21 protein-coding genes and 1 pseudogene are annotated in these 23,144 nt (G+C 59.9%); 13 read left to right on the top strand and 9 right to left on the bottom strand.

The features are described from left to right. Positions 1 to 169 precede the first annotated feature (169 nt). The 7 genes from CHB75_RS12365 (at position 170) to CHB75_RS12335 (ending at position 7,310) form a co-directional block, all read left to right on the top strand. On the top strand, positions 170 to 973 hold the full coding sequence (locus CHB75_RS12365) for a DeoR/GlpR family DNA-binding transcription regulator (RefSeq protein ID WP_089270893.1): 804 nt from the start codon (positions 170 to 172) through the stop codon (positions 971 to 973). 74 nt (positions 974 to 1,047) lie between these two features. After that, a complete protein-coding gene (gene rhaS, locus CHB75_RS12360) occupies positions 1,048 to 2,043 on the top strand; it encodes a rhamnose ABC transporter substrate-binding protein (protein ID WP_089270891.1) in 996 nt (331 codons plus the stop codon). A gap of 57 nt (positions 2,044 to 2,100) precedes the next feature. Continuing rightward, the gene (locus CHB75_RS12355; RefSeq protein WP_089270963.1) at positions 2,101 to 3,648 is read left to right on the top strand and encodes a sugar ABC transporter ATP-binding protein; all 1,548 of its coding nucleotides are present in this window, start codon (positions 2,101 to 2,103) and stop codon (positions 3,646 to 3,648) included. Next, complete coding sequence (locus CHB75_RS12350; RefSeq protein WP_089270889.1) at positions 3,645 to 4,628, top strand: ABC transporter permease; 984 nt, start codon at positions 3,645 to 3,647, stop codon at positions 4,626 to 4,628. The genes CHB75_RS12355 and CHB75_RS12350 overlap by 4 nt, the downstream gene beginning before the upstream one ends. Beyond that, a complete protein-coding gene (locus tag CHB75_RS12345) occupies positions 4,625 to 5,629 on the top strand; it encodes an ABC transporter permease (protein ID WP_089270887.1) in 1,005 nt (334 codons plus the stop codon). Before CHB75_RS12350 ends, CHB75_RS12345 begins: the two co-directional genes overlap by 4 nt. Next, positions 5,629 to 5,943, top strand: coding sequence for an L-rhamnose mutarotase (rhaM, locus tag CHB75_RS12340; RefSeq protein WP_089270885.1), 315 nt, complete (start codon positions 5,629 to 5,631; stop codon positions 5,941 to 5,943). The genes CHB75_RS12345 and rhaM overlap by 1 nt, the downstream gene beginning before the upstream one ends. After that, the gene (locus CHB75_RS12335) at positions 5,940 to 7,310 is read left to right on the top strand and encodes an FGGY-family carbohydrate kinase (protein WP_089270883.1); all 1,371 of its coding nucleotides are present in this window, start codon (positions 5,940 to 5,942) and stop codon (positions 7,308 to 7,310) included. The genes rhaM and CHB75_RS12335 overlap by 4 nt, the downstream gene beginning before the upstream one ends. Here CHB75_RS12335 and CHB75_RS12330 read toward each other — a convergent pair. Beyond that, positions 7,303 to 7,752, bottom strand: coding sequence for a substrate-binding domain-containing protein (locus CHB75_RS12330; RefSeq protein WP_089270881.1), 450 nt, complete (start codon positions 7,750 to 7,752; stop codon positions 7,303 to 7,305). The genes CHB75_RS12335 and CHB75_RS12330 overlap by 8 nt on opposite strands. 199 nt (positions 7,753 to 7,951) lie before the next feature. On the opposite strand from CHB75_RS12330, the gene CHB75_RS12325 reads away from it, so the two are divergent. Continuing rightward, positions 7,952 to 8,452 (top strand): gluconokinase, encoded by a 501-nt coding sequence (locus CHB75_RS12325; protein ID WP_217898784.1) that lies wholly within the window; start codon positions 7,952 to 7,954, stop codon positions 8,450 to 8,452. Between the two features lie 368 nt (positions 8,453 to 8,820). Then, positions 8,821 to 9,153 (top strand): annotated as a pseudogene (locus CHB75_RS22050) (TRAP transporter large permease subunit); the annotation flags it as partial. Positions 9,154 to 9,493: 340 nt separating this feature from the next. Here CHB75_RS22050 and CHB75_RS12315 read toward each other — a convergent pair. The 7 genes from CHB75_RS12315 to CHB75_RS12285 all read right to left on the bottom strand — a co-directional run bounded on the left by CHB75_RS12315 (position 9,494) and on the right by CHB75_RS12285 (position 18,198). Further along, positions 9,494 to 10,126 carry a class I SAM-dependent methyltransferase gene (locus tag CHB75_RS12315; RefSeq protein ID WP_089270877.1) on the bottom strand — a complete coding sequence of 211 codons (633 nt, stop codon included), beginning with the start codon at positions 10,124 to 10,126 and terminating at the stop codon, positions 9,494 to 9,496. Between the two features lie 9 nt (positions 10,127 to 10,135). Further along, the gene (pssA, locus tag CHB75_RS12310; protein WP_089270875.1) at positions 10,136 to 10,882 is read right to left on the bottom strand and encodes a CDP-diacylglycerol--serine O-phosphatidyltransferase; all 747 of its coding nucleotides are present in this window, start codon (positions 10,880 to 10,882) and stop codon (positions 10,136 to 10,138) included. A 3-nt stretch (positions 10,883 to 10,885) separates the two neighbouring features. Next, the gene (locus tag CHB75_RS12305; RefSeq protein ID WP_089270873.1) at positions 10,886 to 11,578 is read right to left on the bottom strand and encodes a phosphatidylserine decarboxylase; all 693 of its coding nucleotides are present in this window, start codon (positions 11,576 to 11,578) and stop codon (positions 10,886 to 10,888) included. A 234-nt stretch (positions 11,579 to 11,812) separates the two neighbouring features. Further along, positions 11,813 to 14,461, bottom strand: a complete 2,649-nt coding sequence (locus CHB75_RS12300; RefSeq protein ID WP_089270871.1) for a methyl-accepting chemotaxis protein — start codon at positions 14,459 to 14,461, stop codon at positions 11,813 to 11,815. A gap of 75 nt (positions 14,462 to 14,536) precedes the next feature. Next, complete coding sequence (locus tag CHB75_RS12295; RefSeq protein ID WP_089270869.1) at positions 14,537 to 15,679, bottom strand: ABC transporter substrate-binding protein; 1,143 nt, start codon at positions 15,677 to 15,679, stop codon at positions 14,537 to 14,539. A gap of 167 nt (positions 15,680 to 15,846) precedes the next feature. Further along, entirely contained in the window at positions 15,847 to 16,962 is a 1,116-nt protein-coding gene (locus CHB75_RS12290) for a THUMP domain-containing class I SAM-dependent RNA methyltransferase (protein WP_089270867.1), read from the bottom strand. A 51-nt stretch (positions 16,963 to 17,013) separates the two neighbouring features. Then, a complete protein-coding gene (locus CHB75_RS12285) occupies positions 17,014 to 18,198 on the bottom strand; it encodes a cytochrome P450 (protein ID WP_089270865.1) in 1,185 nt (394 codons plus the stop codon). Positions 18,199 to 18,334: 136 nt separating this feature from the next. On the opposite strand from CHB75_RS12285, the gene CHB75_RS12280 reads away from it, so the two are divergent. From CHB75_RS12280 to CHB75_RS12265, 4 genes are all read left to right on the top strand, one after another. Beyond that, a complete protein-coding gene (locus CHB75_RS12280; protein WP_089270863.1) occupies positions 18,335 to 19,138 on the top strand; it encodes a GntR family transcriptional regulator in 804 nt (267 codons plus the stop codon). 117 nt (positions 19,139 to 19,255) lie between these two features. Beyond that, the gene (locus CHB75_RS12275; protein WP_089270861.1) at positions 19,256 to 20,299 is read left to right on the top strand and encodes a TRAP transporter substrate-binding protein; all 1,044 of its coding nucleotides are present in this window, start codon (positions 19,256 to 19,258) and stop codon (positions 20,297 to 20,299) included. Then, positions 20,300 to 20,812 (top strand): TRAP transporter small permease, encoded by a 513-nt coding sequence (locus tag CHB75_RS12270; RefSeq protein WP_245840928.1) that lies wholly within the window; start codon positions 20,300 to 20,302, stop codon positions 20,810 to 20,812. After that, positions 20,812 to 22,167, top strand: a complete 1,356-nt coding sequence (locus CHB75_RS12265) for a TRAP transporter large permease (protein WP_089270859.1) — start codon at positions 20,812 to 20,814, stop codon at positions 22,165 to 22,167. Before CHB75_RS12270 ends, CHB75_RS12265 begins: the two co-directional genes overlap by 1 nt. Here CHB75_RS12265 and CHB75_RS12260 read toward each other — a convergent pair. Further along, positions 22,164 to 23,138 (bottom strand): type I glyceraldehyde-3-phosphate dehydrogenase, encoded by a 975-nt coding sequence (locus CHB75_RS12260; RefSeq protein ID WP_089270857.1) that lies wholly within the window; start codon positions 23,136 to 23,138, stop codon positions 22,164 to 22,166. The two genes, CHB75_RS12265 and CHB75_RS12260, sit on opposite strands and share 4 nt — an antisense overlap. Between the last annotated feature and the right edge of the window lie 6 nt (positions 23,139 to 23,144).

Here is a 23,144-nt window from a genome sequence, read left to right as displayed (position 1 = left end):
GCAAGAGGCGCCCCGTGCCGTTTGCCCGCAAATTTGCGCATTCATGGCACCATGTCAATCAAGTTCAGTCATAAACGATCATTATTCAGGTGCAGAAAGACGTTTTGCGATTAAATTTGATTGACAGTGATTGTTTTACTAAGGCATCGTGCCGCAACGGGAGGACGTCATGCACGAAAACGAACGCCACAGGATCATACTGTCAGCCATTCAGGCCAAGCCGTTTGTCACGGTCGCCGAAATGGTGGAATTGACGGAATCCTCTGAGGCGACGATCCGGCGTGACATTGCCACCCTGCATATGGGCAAGAAATTGCGCCGGGTGCGCGGCGGGGCGGAATCCAACGCGCCGCCTGCTTTTGTGGGCCTCGCCGGGCGGCCGTTTTCGGTGAATCAGGGTAGCCACGCCCGTCAGAAACAGGCGATCGCCCGCGCGGCCGTGGCCCTGTGCAAGGATGGTGAATCGATCATCATCAACGGCGGGACGACCACCTTTCAGATGGTGCACCCGTTGGCCAACCGACGTTGTCAGGTCTTCACCAACTCCTTCCCGATTGCGGAGCATCTGCTCAAGCATTCCAAGAACACGGTCGTGCTGTCGGGCGGGACGATCTACCGCGAACAGAATATCATCCTGTCGCCCTTTGAAAATGACGTGACGCGCAACTTCTATGCCCGGCGCATGTTCATGGGCTGTCAGGGCATCGCACCCCTGGGGATCATGGAGGCGGATCCGCTGGTCATCCAGGCCGAACAGAAGCTGATCGGGCAGGCGGACGAGCTGGTGATTCTGGCCGACAGTTCCAAGTTCGACCTGCGGTCGAGCCTGATCCTCTGTGCGCTGGAAAAGGTCGATACGATCATCACGGACGAGCGGGTCGAGGATCGCCATGCAGCGATGCTGGATGCGGCAGATGTGAAACTGATCGTTGCGCCCACGGGCGTTGACGCATCAGCAGAGGAGGCGGGCTAGCCCGCAGGAGGAGCGGCGGATGCGGGACAACGCGCGGCGCCGGGGACATTTTGTCAAACTTTGGGAGGAAGATCATGACAATTACCAGAAGACTTGCCATCGGCGTATCGCTTGCCGCGACACTGCTTGGCACCACGGCCATGGCGCAGGAACCGGTGCGGATCGCGATACTGGCGAAATCGCTTGGCAACGGCTTCTTTGAGGCCGCCGCGCGCGGTGCCGAAGAGGCGGCCAAGGAGCTTGGCAATACCGAGATCATCTACACCGGCCCGACGGACACGACTGCCGAAGGCCAGATCGAAGTGATCAACAGCCTGATCGCGCAGCGCGTCGATGCCATCGCGATTTCCGCCAATGACCCCGATGCTGTCGTTCCGGCCCTGCAAAAAGCGATGGAGCGCGGGATCACGGTTATATCGTGGGATTCCGGTGTTGCAGCGGCAGGGCGCGAGATGCACCTTGCTCCGTCCTCGGACGAATTGATCGGCAAGACCATCATCAAGCTGGCCGCCGATCACCTGCCCGAAGGTGGCAAGGTGGCGGTACTCTCCGCGACATCGACATCGACCAACCAGAACACCTGGATTGCCGAGATGGATAAGGTGATGGGCGACTATCCTAACATCGAAGTGGTCGCGACCGTCTATGGCGACGATCTGGCTGACAAGTCGTACCGCGAGGCGCAGGGCCTCATGCAGTCGCATCCCGACCTTAACGCGATCATTGCACCAACCTCGGTGGGCATCGTTGCCGCCGCGCAGGCCGTGGCGGATGCGGGCATGATCGGTAAGGTCAATGTGACCGGTCTGGGTCTGCCGTCCGAAATGGCCGGCGCGATCGAATCCGGTGCCTCGCAGTCGTTCGCGATCTGGAACCCGGTCGACCTTGGCTATACCACCGCGATGATCGCCCACGCCCTGGCGTTGGACGAAGCGACGGCAGAGCCGGGTGCCACCATCAAGACCGGCCGGATGGGCAGCGTCACGCTGGATGACACCAACAGCGCAGCGATGTCCGTGCCGTTCACCTATGACAAAAGCAATATTGAAGAGTTCAAGAGCATCTTCTGATTGCCAGCGGGCCTGCTGTCACGGCGGGCCCGCACTACGTTTCCCATCGGGGGCCACATGACCTATTCCAGTGAGATTGCAGAGCCGGTGACGGTGGCTGTACCTGCGCGTGCCGTGCTGCGGCTGTCGGGGATCACCAAGACCTTTCCAGGTGTGCGCGCCCTTTCGGGGGTCGAACTGGCGCTTTATCCGGGTCAGGTTACGGCTCTGGTTGGCGAAAACGGCGCCGGGAAATCGACACTCGTGAAAATCCTGACCGGTATTTACCAGCCCGACGAGGGGCGGATCGAGGTCGACGAAAGTGAAACCCGCTTTCCCACCGCCACCGCCGCCTCAGACGCGGGTATTACAGCAATTCATCAGGAAACCGTGTTGTTCGATGATCTATGTGTGGCCGAAAACATCTTTCTTGGGCATGCTCCGCGCGGCCGGTTCGGGCTGATTGACTGGACCCGGATGTACGGTGACGCCGCCGAATTACTGAACCGCATCGGTGCCCGGCTGGATCCGCGTACGCCCCTGCGCGACCTTGGCATCGCGAGCAAGCATCTGGTCGCCATCGCCCGGGCGTTGTCGATAAAGGCGCGCGTGGTAGTCATGGACGAACCCACCGCCGCCCTGTCCCAGACCGAGATCGAGGAGCTTTACGAGCTGGTCGACCGGCTCAAGGCTGAGGGCAAGGCCATCCTCTTCATCTCGCACAAGTTCGACGAGATCTTTCGCATTGCCGACCGATATACCGTGTTTCGGGATGGCGAGATGGTGGATGCCGGCATGATCGCGGATGTCACCGAAAGTCAGTTGGTGGAAAAAATGGTGGGCCGCTCAGTCGATACGATCTTTCCCGAGCGTGTTTCTTGCGTCGGTGACGAGATCTTGACCGTCGCAGGATACGCCCATCCAACCGAGTTCGCGGATATCAATTTCAAACTGCACCGGGGCGAAATCCTGGGGTTTTACGGTCTGATCGGCGCGGGACGGTCCGAATTCATGCAGGCGCTGTTCGGCGTGACGCGGCCATCAAAGGGTGCGGTACGGATCGACGGAAAGATCGCGGTGATCCGATCCCCGGCCGAGGCTGTGGCCAAAGGCATCGTTTATGTGCCTGAGGATCGTGGCAAGCAGGGCGCGATCACTGCGATGCCAATCTTTCAGAATGTCACTCTGCCGTCCTTGCCGAGCACGTCGAAAAACGGGTTTCTCAACCTGGCCGAGGAATTCGCCCTGGCGCGGACCTATACCGAACGGCTTGAATTGCGCGCAGCGGCGCTTGATCGGAACGTGGGCGAATTGTCAGGCGGCAACCAGCAGAAGGTGGTTATCGCGAAGTGGCTCGCGACCAAGCCAAAGGTCATTATTCTGGACGAGCCGACCAAGGGCATCGACGTTGGGTCAAAGGCTGCCGTGCATGCCTTCATGGCTGAACTGGCGGCCGAAGGGCTGTCGGTAATCATGGTCAGCTCGGAAATCCCCGAGATCATGGGCATGTCCGACCGCGTCATCGTCATGCGCGAAGGCCGCATCGCTGCGGAATTCGACCGCGAGGGGCTCACCCCCGAAAAACTGGTCCGTGCGGCGGCCGGTTACAAGGAGACAGCAGCATGATCCTGAGGTTCCTCAAATCCCGTGAGGCGATCCTGCTCGGCGCGGTTCTGGCGCTGCTGGTTATTGTGGAAAGCCGGTTCTCCGGCTTTGCTGCTCCGGGGAATCTGGCGGCGGTGTTCAACGACACATCGATCCTGATCATTCTGGCACTGGGGCAGACCCTGGTGATCCTTACACGCTGCATTGACCTGTCGGTGGCGTCCAATCTGGCGCTGACGGGTATGGTCACGGCAATGCTGAATGCAGCCTTTCCGGGGATCCCGGTCGTGGTGCTGATCGCGCTGGCTGTGGGGCTGGGGACGTTGCTTGGTGCCTTCAACGGCATTCTGGTGTGGAAACTGGACATCCCGCCAATCGTCGTCACGCTGGGGACGCTCACGATCTATCGCGGCACGGTCTTTCTGTTGTCAGACGGGTCCTGGGTGAACAGCCATGAGATGAGCGCAGCCTACAAGGCCTTTCCGCGTGCCGTCCTGTTTAGTCTGCCGGTGCTGTCCTGGATCGCCTTGGCGGTTGTTGCGGGCTTTGCCGTTGCCGTGACGCGCACACCGCTGGGTCGTGCCTTTTATGCCGTCGGGGGCAATCCCCATGCGGCGGTCTATACTGGCATCGACGTGGGCCGGACCCGGTTTGCGGCCTTCACCATATCGGGCGCATTGGCGGGGCTGTGCGGTTATCTCTGGGTGTCGCGCTATGCTGTGGCCTATGTGGACGTGGCGGGCGGGTTCGAACTCGACGTCGTGGCGGCCTGCGTTATCGGCGGCATCTCCATTGCGGGGGGCATGGGCACTGTGGGCGGCGCAGTGTTGGGGGCGCTGTTTCTTGGCGTGATCAAGAACGCACTGCCGGTGGCGGGCATCTCGCCCTTCTGGCAGTTGGCAATCTCAGGCGCGGCGATCATCATCGCGGTCGCCTTTAACGCGCGAAGCTCGCGCCAGCCGGGCCACATCATCCTGAAATCAGCGGAGCGCACGGCATGAGCCTTACCGACACGCCCACCGCGCGCCGCATCCCCGACCGTCTCAGCGGGCAGGGCGCGCGCATTCTACGCAGCTGGGAGCTGCTTCTCTTTATCATCGCGGTGCTGATCTTTGTCGGCAATACTCAGGCAAGTCCCTACTTTCTGGATGCCTGGAATCTCTCTGACGCCACCTTCAACTTCACCGAAAAGGCGATGGTGGCCTTTGCCATGGCGCTGCTGATCATCTCGGGCGAGATCGACCTGAGCGTTGCGGGTATCATCGCTCTCTCCTCTACCGCGATGGGCTGGGCGTTGCAGTTCGGCGTCGGCACACCGGTCCTGATCACCATCGGGCTATCGGTCGGACTGCTGTGCGGTGCGTTCAACGGCGCGTTGGTCACGCGGCTCGGCCTGCCGTCCATCGTCGTCACCATCGGCACGATGAGCCTGTTCCGGGGGATCAGCTACATCGTTCTGGGGGATCAGGCATTCAACGGCTATCCCACCGATTTCGCTTGGCTGGGGCGCGGTTACGTTTTCTGGGTGATCTCTTTCGAACTGGTGCTTTTCACAGTTTTCGCGGTGATTTACGGCGTGATCCTGCATTTCACGAACTTTGGACGCCACATTTTTGTCATTGGCAACAACCCCACCGCTGCCACCTTCAGCGGGATCAGGGTAGACAGGGTCAAGATGATCCTCTTCCTGCTCACCGGCCTGATGTCCGGCGTCGCCGCAGTCTGCCTGACGGCACGGTTGGGGTCCACGCGGCCCTCTATCGCCTCGGCCTGGGAATTGGAGATCGTGACAATGGTCGTGCTGGGTGGCGTGTCGATCTTGGGTGGGGCGGGCAGTATTCTTGGCGTGGTGATCGCGGCGCTTGTGATGGGGATGGTGACCTTTGGCCTGGGGCTTTTGAACGTGCCCGGGATCGTCATGTCGATCTTTATCGGTGCCCTTCTGATCGGGGTGATTGCCCTGCCGCGTCTGATCCGGCTGGTGCGGACAGGAAAAGCCTGATGGAGAAATACGCCTTTCGCATGACCCTGTTGCCGGGCCGGGCTGCCGAATACCGCAGGCGTCATGACGCAATCTGGCCCGAACTTACCCAGCTTTTGCATGAGGTGGGGATCACCGATTATTCGATCCACCTCGACCCCGAAACCAACGCCCTTTTCGGTGTGCTCTGGCGGCGCGATGATCACACGATGAATAATCTGCCCGCCCATGCAGTGATGCAGCGGTGGTGGGTCCATATGGCCGATCTGATGGAGGTCAATCCGGACAATTCCCCGAAAGTCGTCGAACTGGAGACGGTGTTTCACCTGCCATGACCGCCCCCCGCCATATCGCAGTGATCGACGTCGGCAAGACCAACGCCAAGCTGGCCTTGGTCGACGCGGCTACGTTGAACGAGATTGCTGTCGTCACCCGTCCGAACGGTGTCCTGCCCGGGCCGCCTTGGCCGCATTTCGATCTGGAGGGGCACTGGGCCTTTTTCATTGAGGCCCTGCGCGATTTTCATGCCCTTCACGGCATCGACGCCATTTCAGTTACAACGCACGGCGCGGCGGCGGTTCTGCTGGATGCCGGGGGTGGGCTGGCTGCGCCGATGCTGGACTATGAGCACGACGGTCCGGATACGCTTGCCGCAGAATACGACGCATTGCGTCCGGACTTTGCCCTGACCGGCTCGCCGCGGCTTGGTGGTGGGCTGAATCTGGGGGCTCAACTGCACTGGATGCTGCACAAGGATCCGGGCTTGGATGCGCGACTGGCCCATGTGGTGACCTATCCGCAATATTGGGGCTTCAAGCTGACCGGAGTTCTGGCCAGCGATGTGACTTCGCTTGGCTGCCACACCGACCTGTGGGAGCCATACAGCGGTCAGCAATCGGCGCTGGTGGCAGCGCTGAACCTGAGCGGGCGGGTGGCGCCCCCACGACCCGCCTCTGATGTGCTGGGACCGGTGACACAGGAGATCGTGACCCTGACGGGGTTGAACCCGGGCACACCTGCCGCCTGCGGGATCCATGACAGCAACGCTTCGCTCTATCCGCATGTACTGGGCCGCGCGGCACCTTTTTCGGTTGTATCGACCGGCACCTGGGTCATCGCCATGTCGGTGGGTGGGGCACCTGTGACGCTCGATCCATCGCGGGACACGCTGGTCAATGTGAGCGGCACCGGCATGCCAGTCCCTTCCGCCCGGTTCATGGGCGGGCGGGAGTATGAACTGATCCGGGATGGGTCGGACACCAGTGCCAGCGATATCGACATGCAGCAGGTACTCGATCGCCGGGTCATGCTGCTGCCCGGGATCGAACAGGGGTCCGGCCCATTCCGGGGCGTCGTCGGCGGCTGGACCGTGGCACCCGAGAATGAGGGGCAGAAGATGGTGGCGCTTGGATATTACCTCGCGCTGATGACACAAACCTGTCTGGAGCTGACCGGCGCGCGGGGCCCGGTGATTGTCGAAGGGCCTTTCGCCCGAAACCGCTGGTATTTGCAGATGCTCGCGGCCCTGCGCCCGGACGGGGTCGAGGCCATGCAATCTGCCACAGGAACCAGCAGCGGCGCGGCACTTCTGTTCGCAAGGCAACACATGGTCCAGCCCGGGATACCCATCGTATGCAATGCGCCGGAAGGGTTGAAACGTTATGCAGATCAATGGATTGCGCAGGTGAAGCGCGCTACCTGAGTGCCAGATTTGCCGACTGGTGCTGCGTCGCACCATCAACTCGGCAGGCGCCTTGCTGTTCAACCGGGCCAGCAGCATTCCGGCATCCCTGATGCCCCATACGATAACGGTAGGTTCGCATACTGGTTGTCCATGGTTCGGCACAGGTCATCATCTCAAGATCGTTGAAACCGCCATGCCGCAAACGGTCCGGGATCGACAGGCCCAGACGACGCGTTTCGTCAGAAGACCACAGGCTATCATTGTTGCACAGGATGGCATCGGTTTCCGGTGCACGCGCCATCACTTCGGTGCAAAGTCGTGCGCCGAGGGTTAGGTTGGACAGATCCATGATCGTCAGTGCCCGATTTTCGCTGAACACACCTGCGGTGACCGCCGCTGATCGATAGCCCTGAAACCGCCGCTGCGATCGGGGTGCTATCCGCGTATCGAGAAAGGCAATCCCGTGGTAATGATCACGCGATAACGTTGCTGCGCCGTGACGCCAGCGTCGGCGCGAAGGGGCGCGGCGTCGGTCACTCTAGCCCAAAGCTGGTTTGCGGTGGTGATGTCTGTAAAAGCTATCCTTGACGCATGACAGCGCGGCCAAGCTGTGATAGCGCTATCATCAAGTGGAGCAAGGCAATGATCGGGAGGAAACAGTGCGACATCTGCTGGTTATGGGGGTCTGTGGAACGGGGAAATCCACCGTTGCAAAGGCGCTTTCCGAAAGGCTCGGCGCTGCCTTCGTAGAAGCGGATGCCTTTCATTCGACCGAGGCGGTCGCGCGCATGGCGTCGGGCCTTCCGCTGACGGATGAACATCGCTGGGGCTGGCTGGACAGAATAGCAGAGGCTGCAGCTGCGCAACCGGGCGGGGCGGTCACCGCATGTTCTGCACTCAAGCAGGTATATCGAACACGCCTGCGTGCCACGCTGCGGGATATGGGAATCATATTTCTTCATGGCAGCAAGACATTGCTGACAGAACGCATGGCGGCGCGGAGCGATCATTTCATGCCGATCAGCCTGCTGGAAAGCCAGTTCGCCGATCTCGAAGCGCCGAGTGGCCCGGGTGTTCTGGCCATAGACGTGGCGTTGCCGCGCGACGTTGTCGTTGGCCAGGCCTGTGACTTTGCAAACGCCTTTTCGGGCACGGAATAGAAGACATCGACCGTCATCATGGGATGAAAAGGGACATTTCGCCATTCCCTTAACCCTGGCCGCTACGGTCGCGGCCAGGGTATATGCGTAGGGCATTACTCTGGAGTTCCGATGGGCGGGTCCGGCGGGACGGCCCAATTTCCTGCTGTAGAAGGAATGGGCGTAACGCGTCAAGGTTAAGTCCACCGACGAGATAGTGATCTACCTGCTGCTGGTGGAATCCATTGTGGCGTAGAAGGAAACCAAGGATGCTAGTGCCGCCGTGATTATGGGGGCCACGGGACCGATAAGCCCCTCTTCTAGGGTCGCTACAAGAATGAAGCTTGCTAGGCTGCACGTTTCTTTTTTTCGCCATGCCTCTGGTATTGATGGCCACCGGCATCTCGCTGGCTTTTGTCACACTGATCTTTACTGTTGGATGTTCGGCCCGATGGCCGTGCTGATGGCAGCGATCCTGGACTGGGCGGGAATCTCAGGGACCTGTTTGACGCAATGAGGCTGGCTGGTGGCCTCCTGCGCGGTGGCGTGGCACTCCAGACGAACATCGTCGCGGTGGTGCTGGCCGCCATGTCCGGCATCATCGGCGTAGAGATCATACTGCTTGGCCTCATCGTACTACCGCGATGTTGCGGCTGTGGTACAACCAGCGTCTTGCCTTTGGCGTGGTTTGTGCAGGCGGCGCGCTCGGCACGATGCTGCCGCTATAGATTATGCCGATCATCCTGGACCTAGGCTACGGTCCCGTTTGGTGTACTGTTCTGCATGAACATGCAGGTGAGCTTTCTCTCGCCTCCGCTTCGAGCCTGCGGCTTTCTATCTCAAATCCGTCGCTCCACCCGAGATATCGCTGGCGAGATCTTCAGGTCGCGGCTGCCATTCAACGGCCCGTAGAGCCTGGCGTGGGCAGCTTAGATCGCATTTTCGGGGATATTCGGGTGCGAAGGCTGAGCCTATTGGAACGCAAAAGGAGAAGGTCGCGGGCTTCTTCTATTTAGTTTCGATAGGCTAGGGGGGCGTGGCCAGCTTCGCACAATGGTCGGCTCAGGATACGATAGGCGCCGTTTTCTCCAGCACCAGAAACGTCATCACACCCATTGGGGGCAGCGACTTCCGCTCCAACACCTTCAACGCCGGATTTCCCAGCACCGTCGAGATGCAGAAGTCGGAGTGCCAGCCCAGAAGCTCCGAAAATGGCGCGCTCAGCTTTTCGACGATACCGAGGATGCCCTTGTCGCTGGCAAAATGGTTGGTGATCACGATCTTGCCGCCGGGTTTGCACACCCGCGCCATTTCGGCCACCACCCTCTCGGGCTCGGGCACGACGGATACAATATGCATTGCCGTGACCACATCGAAGTGATTGTCGGGAAAGTCCAGCGACCGGGCGTCCATCTGCAGCAGTTGCTGCACATGAGTCAGACCTTCCTGACTGACACGGACACGCGCCTTTTTCAGCATGTCGGTGCTGAAGTCGATACCGGTAAGCTTGATGTCTCTGCGGTAAAACTGCAATGCGAGCCCGGTACCGACCCCAACCTCAAGCACGCTCTCGACTGGCTGGCTGTTGATGTACCCAACAGTTGCGCGGCGCCCGACCTGCGTGATCGCGCCAAATGTGCGGTCATAGAAGGGTGCCCAGCGGGCATAAGAGGATTTGACTGCGTCGATGTCCATTCCGTGTCCTTACCCGCGCTTGGCGGCCATGCCGGGAAGCAGCGCCCAAAGAACCGTGGCCGCATAGCCAATGCTCAGCAAGGCCAGCGTCGCCCAGAGATACGTCAGCAAGGCCGCGATCAGAAGAACGAAGCCCAGAATGACGAATTTCGCATTGCTCCGCGAAATGGCGATTTTCTTGAAAGAATAGGTTGGAATATTGCTGATCATCAGCAATCCGACGGCAACTACATAACCTGCCATGATCTCGACCGGCAGGCGGGGCATTTCGGGAAACAGGAAAGAAACGAACATCGGCAGCATCACCAGAAAGGCACCGGCGGGCGACGGCACACCAACGAAATAGCCTTTGTTCGCGGCTTCGTCACCGTCCTTGCTGGTCACGTTGAACCGGGCAAGGCGCAGCACGCAGCAGATGGTATAGATCAGAACTGCCATCCAGCCGGCACCGCGCCAGTCCTGCAAGGCCCAAACATGCAGGATCAGAGCGGGCGCTACACCAAAGTTCAGGAAATCTGCCAGTGAATCAAGCTCGGCACCGATCTTGGACTCACTTTTGAGAAGCCGGGCCAGCCGACCGTCCATCCCGTCCAACACTGCGGCCAGCAGGATCAGCCGCACCGCCCGGTCGAAATCTGCCTGAAATCCAAACCGGATGGCTGTCAGCCCGGCGCAGATCGCGGCGATGGTCATCAGGTTGGGCAGAAGCTGCACCAATTGCAGATCACCCTTCTGGCCGGGGAAATCTTCCCTCATGGCTTAGCCCGTACGACCGTCGCGGGGCGGCTCGTCCGACGAGAGATCGGCAAGCACAGTTTCGCCAGCAACCATGGTCTGGCCGATGCTGACCATCGGGGTCACGCCGTCCGGCAGGTAGACATCTACTCGCGATCCGAAGCGGATCAGGCCAAAACGGCCACCGGTCGCGATCTCCGTGCCGGGCGTGACAAAGCAGACGATCCGCCGAGCAACCAGGCCCGCGATCTGCACCACGGCAATCTGGCGGCCGTCAGCGATATTGATACAGAGGCTGTTACGCTCATTGTCTACGCTGGCCTTGTCGAGCGAGGCATTCAGGAATTTCCCGGGCCGGTAGGCGATTGCGCTGATACGTCCGGCAATTGGCGCACGGTTCACGTGGCAGTTGAACACGTTCATGAAAACGCTCACCCGGGTCAGCGGCGCATCGGGCATGCCTAGCTCTGCGGGAGGTACGGCCGGTTCGATAAGTGAAACGATGCCGTCTGCAGGGCTAATGATCAGTCCGGCGCGTGTCGGCGTCGTGCGCTGTGGGTCCCGGAAGAAATAATAGCACCAGACGGTCAATCCAACGCCGATCCATCCCAGTGGGTCCCAGATCAGAAACAGAACCAGACTGATCCCTGCGAATATAGCCACAAACCGTCGCCCTTCGGGGTGCATAGGTTTGATAAAGGTGTCTCGCATCTTCATAACAGCATGTCGCCTGTTGCCAAAACTGGTCGCTTCCTACCCCGATCTGGCCTGTAGGTACAACGCGATTATGGTATTGGACGTCAATATCCGGCGATGCAATGCTTTGTTGTGTGATGAAGCGCCGGGCCGCTGGACTTTCAACTGCCCGGCGATGAACCCGGATGCCACTCTTTCATGCCGTACCACTTTTCGATTCCGTCCCGCCCCGACGTATCGGCACGCGCCCGCTTGTCACGCGGAGCGTGCCATATATTCCTCTTCCTCAGGGCTCCAATGTTCGGAGGGGCTGCCAGAGGACGTGGGAGCACGGTGGGAAGGTTTTTCCGTCCCTGTCAGTTTGAAGCCCGAAATTGCGTCGGCCAGATTACTTGCTTCGGAATTCAGCGTCATGCTCGCTGCGCTTGTTTGTTCGAACATTGCGGCATTCTGCTGGGTCACCTGGTCCAACTCGTTCACGGCGGTATTGACCTCGGAAATTCCGACTGCCTGATGCTTTGCTGAATCCGCGATTTCTGATGCCTGCTGTGACGCTTCGATCACCGCGCCAGAAATCCGATCCAGCGCCAGTTCCGTCTTGCCAACAAGGGAAACGCCTTGATCGACCTGAACTGTACTTTCGGAAATCAAGCTGTTGATCTCCTTTGCAGCATTCGAAGATCTCTGCGCAAGCCCACGGACCTCGGATGCAACCACCGCAAAACCGCGTCCTGCTTCGCCGGCACGAGCGGCCTCGACCCCTGCGTTCAGGGCGAGAAGGTTGGTCTGGAAGGCGATATCGTCAATCACGCCGATAATCTTGCTGATCTTGATCGCCGAATCTTCGATCAGGCGCATCGCAGCGACGGTTGCCTGGACAATATTCTTGCCTTCCTGCGCGCTGGTGCTCGCCACTTCTACGACCTGAAGGGCGCTTTCGGCGCGCTCGGCTGAACTGTGCACCGAAGTGGTCATTTCGGCGAGAGCCGCGGCCGTCTCGGCCAGGGTTGCGGCAGCATGTTCAGTACGGCGCGCAAGATCGTCCGAAGCCATGGAGATTTCCGAACTCGAGTCGTTTACCGAGGCGGCGCTGGTGGCGATCCGCTCGACAGCTGAATGCAGGGTGGTCGTCGCCTGATTGAAATCTTTGCGAAGACGTTCGTAATCGCCCGGAAAAACCTGTGTGATCTGAACCGACAGGTCACCTTCGGCCAGCCGGTTCATACCTTCGGCAAGCGAGGACACGATCATTTCCTGTTCCTGCTGACGGTGATTGCGTTCCGTCTCCTCTAACGCCTGCATCTGCTGTTTTTCGACCAAACCATCGCGAAACACCAGCAAGGCGCGTGCCATCCGACCGATTTCGCCGCCATTATTCTCAAACGGGACTTCCTGGTCCAATGCCCCCGAGGCGAGAGTTTCTGTTGTACGTGTCAGCCGCTGCAAAGGGCGAACGACTGACAGATAGGTGATCATCATCGCACCGATGAACACGGCCAGGGATATCCAGCCGATATTTTGCAATAGTACCTTCGCGGCTTCGGCCTCATTTAGTACGGCAAGGCTGTCCGTCTTAATGCGCTCTCTGGTCTGTCGGCCGGATTCATTGGCGCTTTCCCCAACAAGGCGAACACTAGTAGCCGTTTTCTTTCGCGCAATTTCCGCCGCAGCCATTGCATTGTTAATTTTCATTCTTGAATTATAAAGGCCCGTTTCAGGGTCGGCAAATGCAAGAAGCGCTGTGATTTCTGCCGCCAGATTTTCCGGAGCACCAGAGGCCATTTCCGTCAACCTGGTTGCCTTCTGTGCAAAATCGGAAAAAAGAATTTTTGCAAGTTCGGGGTTTTCTTCTGCAGTGAGTTCAAGGGCTGTGTTGATATAGCTCCAAATCGCGCTGTCAAGTTGCGACAGTTCTTTGATGTGCGCCACGGGACCATCAATTAGGCCTTGTATGGCAGATGCGTTATCTTCTGTGGCCGTGCTGCTTTCAATCGCTAGCGTGAAAATCAAATCGTCTACTTCGGTCGAAATGATTGACCCAAGTTCGCGCTGCGTCGCAAGGATATTGTCGCGCTGGCCCTTGATTACAAAGGCGGAACTGTTGAGAACTTTTTCGAATATTTTATAGCTTTCTTCGATAGACGCCGTATCCAAATCACCAAAAGATGCGGATTTTGCTTCGCTTACAGTGGCTTTGAGGTCGTCGAAAGCGGCCTGCGCCATATCCTTCAGGATTGTTATGAGCGCACCGTCGGCTGTTTGTGTCAGGGCAAGAGAAACACCGGAAAGCAGGTTTACATTCGCGCTGATACGGTAGCGATTTTGCAAAGCAGAAACCACATCGTTCACCAGATAGCTCAGCGTGGTGTCGACAGAAGCTACAGTTTCTTCACCTCCCAAAATGAGATCGAAAAAAGCATTGTCCCTCGCTTCTGAGAGGTGAATATCTGCCTTGGTGGCAGTTTCTCGCATGGCAAGGATCTGTTCGCTTTGAATATCCGCGTTTGAAAAATTTGCAGCGCGCGCCTCCGCTAGGCCTGTGAAGTTTTGCTCCATCTCGCCGATCTGTTGCATCAGGATCGCAGCTAGGTCGTTATTAAATCCGGTAGTGGCCTTCTGCATATCCAGTGTATGCAGTTTGACTGTAGAGATTGTCTCTCTGAGCCGGTCCTGATCGGAGGCAAGCAGGACGTCCACCAGTTCTGATTTTAATTGATCTGCGTCGCGCACAAATTCCGCGCCGCGTGTCAATTCGCTTATGCGCTGGTTCGCCATGATATTAAGGTTGCTGACTGTCTGTTGAAAGACAGAATTCGAAACGTAAATCGAAAAACCGATCAGCCCGCCCATTGCGAGTAGAACGACTGTGATTTTAAGGGCAATACTGCCAAGAACTGATTTCATCACGCTGGCTTTCACGAATTACATTGCATGGTACGCCGTCGACCCACTTTTGCGGATCGACGGAGATGGGTTGGATCAGAGGGGCTCGAACGTGCCATCCGCTTTGATGCGTGTCAGAAACACGCTGTCCATGCCCTGATTGTCACCGGGACCAAAGCTCATTTCGGCGCCGCCGAAATCGACCGTTCCGAGATCGGCCATCGCGGTGAGAAACTGTTCGCGCGAGACATTTGCTCCGGTACGGGTCAATGCCTCAATCGCGAGGCGACCCACAAGGTAACCTTCGAGCGAGACAAAGCCCGGCTCTGCGGCGGGATCAACGGCGCTGAGGGCGGCCTGATAAGCGGCAACCACTGGAACCGATGCATCCCACGGGAAGGGCACAACCTGCGAGATAATCACGCCTTCACCATCCGGACCCAATTCCTGGGCAAGCGCTTTGGAACCGACAAAGGAGATGTTGACGAATTCCGGGTTGAACTTGAGCTTGCGCGAAAGCTTGATGAATTCGGCGATAGGCTTGTAAGCGCCAACCATGACGACTGCCTCAGGCTCGGCCTTGCGGATTTCGAGCAGGGCAGATTTTACCGCGACTGTGTTGCGTGTGTAGGTGCCTGTCGCGGCAAGTGTCATGCCACGGCGCGCCAATGCCTCGGTCACCCCGTCGAGGCCGACCCGGCCAAAGCCGTCGTCTTGATAGAGGATTGCGACCTTTGTGAAGCCTTCGTTGTCGACCAGATGTTTGATCCACTCTTCGGTTTCAGCGGCATAGGTGGCGCGTACGTTCAGAATGTTCTTCAGGTTCCCGTCGCGCAGGAATCCGGCGCCAGTGAAGGGGCCGATAAAGGGCATATTGCCAGCCGTGGCGATTGGTTGGGTCGCGGCAGATGTCGGTGTACCAACCGCGCCGATCAGGCCCAGATGCCCATCTCCGGCAATGATGGTCTGCACTTCGGTGACCGAGCGGTCAGGTTCGTAACCATCATCCACGCTATCAAGTGTCAGCATGCGGCCATTTACGCCCCCGGCGCGGTTCGCCTCTTCAAAGGCGGCGCGGATTCCCTGCTGCATTCCCAGGCCAAGCGCGCCGGCAGGTCCTTCCATAGCCGCGACCTGCGCGAATTTTACGCCGTCGCTGGTAACGCCCTGAGCCGCAAAGCTTGCGCCCGCCAGCGTCAGTGCCGCAGCCGTACTGATCGTAAGTGTTCTGAGTGACATTTTCGTTCAATCCTCGATTCGTGACTATGAGGCATGGTTGCCCCAAAGAGTGACGAATCCCTTTAATGGCGAAGGGATTTTCCCAAAACTTGAATTGTATTCGTTGAAATCAGGGGGGCGCGGGGCTGAATCCGGGAAAAGGGATCACTTCCCGCAAAATTTCGTTGTCAGCGCAGCGCGCCAGTCTGAAGCAGATGGATCCGCAGACCGCCGTGGGATACCGGGGCCATGGGGGGGGCAAAGGGCAGGGCCGAGGCCTTGGCGAGGCCCAGATCCGTTGTGACCATGCCGACCCGCCAGCCCGAAAACCGCTCCAGAAGCGTCTTGCCCAAGGCGCCATAGACCGCAAACAGCAGCTTTTTTTCGCCAATGCGGGTGCCGTAGGGCGGGTTCACCATGACAAGACCCGGGGGACCTTCGGGGCGGATCAGGTCACTGACCGCAGCATGGCGGAAGGTTGTGATATCGCCTACACCGGCACGTTCGGCATTGGCGGTGCTCATCCGGATTGCGCCAGTGTCGCGGTCGCTACCGTAGTAGTGGCAGGTCGTGGTGACAGGCGGGGCGGCGCGACGCATCTGCTGCCAGAGGTCGGCATCGAAACTGGCGAATTGGTCAAAGGCAAAACTGCGCGAGCGGCCCGGATTTAGCCCCTTGGCGATCTCGGCCGCCTCGATCACGAAGGTGCCTGATCCGCACATGGGATCGACCAGTGGTTCATCCCCGGTATAGCCGCATTGGCGCAGGAACAGTGAGGCCAGCGTTTCGCGCATAGGCGCCTTGCCCACGGCCTCTTTGTGGCCGCGTTTGTGCAAAGGCTCGCCCGAAGTATCGAGAGAGAAGGTGCAGAGGTCATCCTCGATCCGGGCCATCAGGCGCAGAGGGGCATCGGCGGCGATGGTGGCGCCAAGGCTTTCCTTCAGCGCGGTTTCGATCCGCTGGGTCGCAGCGCCGGCGTGATAGATACGCGAGGCCTTGCAGGTGACATCGACGCGGATGGGCACGTCCGGGCGCAGGGTGTCAGCCCAGGGGAATTTGCGGGCACGCTTGTCCAGCTGCGCCAGATGCATGACCCGGATGGACCCGATACGGGCAAGCACGCGGGACGCCCCGCGCAGGGTCAGGTTGGCGCGCCAGACGTCGGGCCAACCGCCTGTCAGCGTGACGCCGCCGGGGGTGACGGTCGCACCGGTGAAACCCTTTTCCAGCGCCTCGGCGCAGAGCAGGGATTCGAGGCCCGGGGGGGCGACGAGGAAAATCTCGAATGAGGCGTCAGTGTTCATGACGCCTGCCTTATCCGCAAAGTCGGGCGTCTTCGAGAGAAATCCTGCGGATCAGTTCAGGATAACCGGCATCGAGGTCGGGCCGCGAAAGCCAAAGCCACGCCAAAGCACCTTTTGCGGGTCGACCAGCCGCATGTTCGGGAAGCGTTCGAACAGCAGGGGCAGCATGACCACACCGACGGCGCGGCGGGCGACATGGGTGCCCTGACAGAAATGCGGCCCGTTGCCAAAGGCCTGATGGGGGTTCTTGTCACGATAGACGATGAAATCCTCGCCGTTTTCGTACAGCGATTCATCCCGGTTGGCTGAGGCCTGAATGGTCATGACCGTGTCGCCCTTGGGGATCCTGCACCCGCGGATTTCGGTATCTTCGGTCACCAGTCGCGAAGAGGCCTGTATCGGGGCGATCCAGCGAACGCCCTCTTCGAACGCCTTGGTCCAATCGTCGTTCTTGCGGACCTCGGCAAGCTGGTCGGGGTTGGTGAGCAGCCCGTATAGGATGGTACAAAGCGCATCGCGGGGTTCGTTGATGCCGCCGCCGATGGCGATCTTGATGTTGGCATAGATCTGGGTTTTGGGGATCGGATCGTCGGCGTTGATCATCACCGAGAGGGCGGAACTGTTCGGCTCGGCTTTGTGTCGCTCGCCGAGCCTGTCGAACAGGGCGTCCATCTCGGCGTTGGCCTTGTCGGTCTTCTCAAACGGTTCCGGGCGCCAGCCGAAATTGCCCGCGCCGTCGATCAGCACCTGCGACCAGCGGATCATCTCTTCGTCCGTCGCCTCTTCGGTGCCAAGCAACACGGCAAGACCACGGGCCGCGTAGGGCGCGGCGAGCAGGCTGAACAGGTCTACAGGTTCGTTGCGGGGCAGGCGATCAAGATAGGCCTCTGCAATCTCGCGGTATTTCGGCATCCATTCGTTCTGGATGACTTTGGGGTTGAAGGCGGGCGCCATCGCGTCGCGTTCGCGTTTGTGCGCGGCACCATCCTTGCGCATCAGGGTGTGGGCCAGAAAGGCGCGCTTCATCGGGGTGTTGGGATCGTCCGAGCTGAACAGTTCGGGGTTGTCCTTGACGTATTTTGTGTCCTCGGCCCGGGTCAGCAGGGTGCGGCCAACAGATTGGACCCGCAAAACCGGTGCCTCGGCGCGCAGGCGGCGGTAGATGGGATAGGGGTCTTCGTCCAGTTGCCGGATCGTGATTTCAGTGTCGAGCGGGGCAAGAGAATTGTCGGTCACGGCGGATATCCCTGTGAATCTGGTCTGCGGAAGGGTAGGTCGGCTTTGAAAAATTGTCGACAAAAATCACCGTGGTGATGAGGCGGCCGTCGCAATTTGGCTGTCAGGGGAAATTTCATGTGACAGCGGCGGCGTTATGTATACAAATATCCATACCGAGCCCCTGCAGGAGTCGTCAGCTTTGGCCGAAGCCGAGAAGAAGATCAGCTTTCAACGCGCCCTGATGGGGCTGCGAGAGCGGATTCTGACCGGAGGTCTGGCCATGGGCGACCGGGTGTCCGAAGTCGCCTTGGCCCGGGAACTGGGGGTTTCACGTACGCCGGTGCGCGAGGCCATGTCCGAACTGGTCGAACAGGGCCTGCTGGAACGCATGCCGACAGGGGGATGCATGGTGCGCAGCCTGACGCGCGCTGATGTGGTGGACGGGATCGAACTGCGCGGCACGATCGAGGGGCTGGCCTGCCGTCTTGCCGCCGAACGCGGTGCGCCAGAGGCCGGGATCGTGGCCTGCGAGGGCATCCTGGGGCGGATCGATGCGGCGCTGGGTGTGTCGGAGCAGGAGACGGATTTTGAACGCTACATGGAGCTGAACGAACAGTTCCATCAGTGCGTTGCCGGTCTGAGCGGCAGTGGCGTGGTGCAAAAGGAACTGGAGCGCGTCGGGGCAATGCCGATGGCGGGGCCAAGCGCCTTTCTGCAAGGACAGGCGCTGTTCCCACATACGCTGCGTTCGCTGGTCGTGGCACAGGATCATCACCGGTCTATTCTGGACGCGATCCGCAGGCGCGAAGGCGCGCGGGCGGCGGCGCTGGCGGTGGAACATGCCCGGCTTGCCCTGCGTAATCTGGATTTCTTTCTGGGTGAGGGGGCGCGACACGCGCGGCGCATCCCCGGGATATCACTTGTGGCCGGGACGACGGTGCAGGAGAATGATCTTTGAGTTAAGTGCGAAACGTGTCGCCGGGGGGAGCCGGGCGGTGGGCGAGAGGTCTGGAAGGGCCTGAAGACAAATACAATAGTGCCCGCAGAGACGGGCATTTTCCAAGGGAGGACGACCATGAAAAGACGGACATTGTTCACGGGCCTGGCCGGTACGGCGCTGGGGCTGTCACTGGCGGGTGCTGCCGCTGCACAGGAATACACATTCCGCCTGCACCATCTGCTGGGCGCACGCGCCCCGGCGCAGACCGAAATGCTGGAGCCATGGGCCCGGCAGGTCGAAGAGAATTCCGGCGGGCAGGTCAAGATCGAGATCTTTCCGGCCATGACGCTGGGCGGGCGGCCGCCCGAGCTGGTACAGCAGGCACGCGACGGAGTTGTGGACCTGATCTGGACAGTGAACGGCTATACGCCCGGCCTGTTCCCGCGCACCGAGGTGATGGAATTGCCGACGGTGTTCAAGAACGACCCGAAGGCCGCGAACCTGGCGCTGTTCGACATGTTCGAAAGTGACCTCAAGGACGACTACAAGGGCCTTGAGGTGATGTTCCTGCATGTCCACGCGGGTCAGGCGATCCAGATGGTCGACAAGGAAGTTCGCACGCCAGCCGATCTGGCCGGGACCAAGCTGCGCATTCCGACCCGCACAGGGGCCTGGGTGATCGAGGCGCTGGGCGCGTCGCCCATCGGTATGCCGGTGCCGGAACTGCCGCCCGCCCTGCAGAAAAAGGTGGTGGACGGGGCACTTATCCCGTTCGAGATCATTCCGCCGCTCGCGATTCAGGATCAGACCCAGTACCAGATCGAACTTTTCGACGAAGAACGTCTGGGCACCACGACCTTTCAGGTTTCGATGAACGGGGATCGCTGGGCCGGGCTGCCGGATGATATCAAGAAGGCGTTCAAGGATGCCTCGGGGCGTGATTGGTGGGGCCATGTGGGCGAGGTCTGGCGGGGGACCGATGATTTCGGGATCAAGCTGGCGACGGATGCGGGTAACACTCACATCATCCTGACCGAAGAGGAAACCCAGGCCTTCCGTGATGCGATGGCGCCGGTTGTCGACCACTGGGTTGCGGACGTTTCGGGTAGCGGGATCGACGGTGCCGCGCTGGTCGAAAAGGCGCGCAAGTTGGTCGCGGACAACGCGAGCAGCAAGTAAGTGACTGATATTGCAAACAAGAGCCGCACCGGTTGGACCGGTGCGGCTGTCTGGCTGATCACCCTGTGGGCGCTGCTGGGCGGTGCGCTGTTGCTGTCGGTGGTGTTGATGAACGTTGCCTCGATCCTGGGGGCGATTGTGGGCAATGCCGTGCCGGGTGACTTTGAACTGACCGAGATCGGTGTCGCGGTCGCGGTCTTTGCCTTTCTGCCCTACACGCAGGTGACGGATGCCAATGTGACGGCGGATATCTTCACCTCGGGTGCGGGGCCGCGCATGGTGGCCTTTCTCAAGCTGCTGGGCGCGCTGATTGCGCTTGGCTTTGCGCTGCTGCTGCTGTGGCGGATGTATGCCGGGATGGGGGATCAGCGCGACTATGGCTATACCACCACGATCCTGCAGCTTCCTGTCTGGCTGGCGTTCATTCCAATCCTGATCTCATTGGCATTGCTGGCGCTGGCCGCAGTTGTGTCGTTGCGCGATCACACGGACATATTGCGAGGCAAAGCCTGATGGACCCGATCACACTGGGCTTTTCGGCGCTGATCATACTGGTCGCGCTGATCGCCGTCCGCATCCCCATCGGCTATGCGATGATCCTAGTCGGCGGCGTCGGCGTGGCGTTTCTGAACGGGCCTGCGTTGCTGTTCAACCAGTTGAAAACGCTCGCCTATGGGCAGTTTTCAATCTACGATCTGTCGGTCGTGCCGATGTTCATCCTGATGGGGGCACTTGCGTCCAAGGCGGGGCTGAGCACGGCGCTGTTTCGCTGCGCCAATGCCTGGATGGGCCAGATGCGGGGCGGCACGGCGATGGCGGCGATTGCGGCCTGCGCCGGGTTCGGGGCGGTCTGCGGATCGTCGCTTGCCACCGCATCGACCATGGGGCGCGTCGCCTTGCCTGAACTCAAACGCTACGGCTATTCCGGGGCGCTTGCGACCGGTACACTGGCAGCGGGCGGGGTGCTGGGCATTCTGATCCCGCCTTCGGTCGTGCTGATCATCTATGCGATCATCGTCGAGGCGAATATCGTCACGATGTTTGCGGCGGCCCTGCTGCCGGGTCTGCTGGCGGTGCTGCTTTTTATCCTGACAATCGCGATCTACGTCTGGATCCGGCCTGAAGCCGGGCCGCGTGGCGATGGCATTGACGCCCGCGAATTCCGCGAGGCGACGCTGGGCGTGATCCCGGTGGTGCTGATATTCGGCATCGTGCTGGGCGGCATCTACGGGGGCTTTTACAATCCGACGCCCGCCGCTTCGATCGGGGTTGCGCTGGTCTGGCTATATGGGGCGCTGCGCGGGCGGATCAAACTGCCCGAACTGATCGACAGCATCAAGGAAACCGCCGGCACCACAGGCATGATCTATCTGATCCTGCTGGGTGCTGAACTGATGAAGATATTCATGTCCCGTGCCGGGCTGCCGCAGGCGACGGCGGAATGGATCATCCAGTCAGGCTATGCGCCGATGACGGTGATGGTTCTGCTGCTTATTGCCTTGATTTTGCTGGGATGTCTGATGGACAGCCTGTCGATGATCCTGCTGGTGATCCCGTTTTTCTGGCCGGTTCTGATCGACCTGAATGGCGGGATATATCAGGGGGCGGAGGGTGCCGGGTTCGGGATGAGCACCGAAGACCTGAAGGTCTGGTTCGGTATTCTGGCTTTGATCGTTGTCGAACTGGGGCTGATCACGCCGCCGGTGGGGATGAACGTCTTTGTCATTTCGGCACTGGCCAAGGACACGCCGATGATCGAGACCTTCAAGGGTGTCATGCCGTTTTTCGGGGCCGAGATCGTGCGGGTCGTGGTGTTGTTGGCGTTCCCGGGGTTTGTGCTGTGGTTGCCAAGGCTGTTGGCGGGTTAGCGCGCCGCCATCAGCCGCGCCATGTCGATCATGCGCGCGGAAAAGCCCCATTCGTTGTCGTACCAGCCAAAGATCCGCACCTGATGGCCATTCTGGATGACCTCGGGCAGGGCGATGACCAGCGATTCAGGCCGGGCGCGCAGATCGGTTGAAACCGTGGCATCCTTGGTGATGCCAAGGACGTCAGAGGCTTGCGTTATACCTTCAAGGTGGTCTGTAAGTGACTGATCAGGAATGGTTTTCAGGGTTACGACAAGGTCGACGGCCGAAACGCTGATCACCGGAACACGCACGGCAGCACCGGTCACGCGACCGGCGATTTCGGGCAGGACGCGATCAATGAGGCGGGTGGCGCTGGTGGTGGTGGGCACCATGGACACGGCACCGGCCCGGCTGCGGGCAAAATCGCCGCGCGGGGCGTCGACCATGGGCTGGCTGCCGGTGTAGCAGTGGATCGTGGTCATGTGTCCCTGCTGGATGCCACAGGTGTCGTGCAGGACGCGCAGCAGCGGGGCGAGCGCATTGGTGGTGCAGGACGCGTTCGAGACGATGCGGGCATCGCCAAGCTGATCTTCGTTCGCGCCCAGCACGATGGTTTGTTCGGCCTCGTCACAGGGGCCGGAAATCAGGACGTTTTTCGCGCCCGCCGTCAATCCGCGCTGCGCATGGGCGCGGGTGTTGATGGTGCCGGTACACTCCATCAGGACGTCGATGCCCGACAGATCGAGCTCTGACAGATCCCTTTTCTGGGTGAAGGGGATGAACAGGTCGTCAACGGCCAGCGCGCCGTCACCCGCGAGGATCGTACCGGGATAGGGTCCGAAGACCGAGTCATAGCGGAACAGATAGGCGCAGGTTTCAAGCGGGGCGATGTCGTTGATCAGGGCGATCTCGATATCGGGATGCGACGCCAGGAGTTGGCGCAGGATCGTGCGACCGATCCTGCCGAAACCGTTCAGTGCCACCCGCATGTCATT

Source organism: Puniceibacterium sediminis (assembly GCF_900188035.1).
Taxonomy (GTDB): Bacteria; Pseudomonadota; Alphaproteobacteria; order Rhodobacterales; family Rhodobacteraceae; genus Puniceibacterium; species Puniceibacterium sediminis.
The sequence above is the reverse complement of the archived record's forward strand: the minus strand, read 5'-3'. Positions and strand labels throughout refer to the sequence as shown.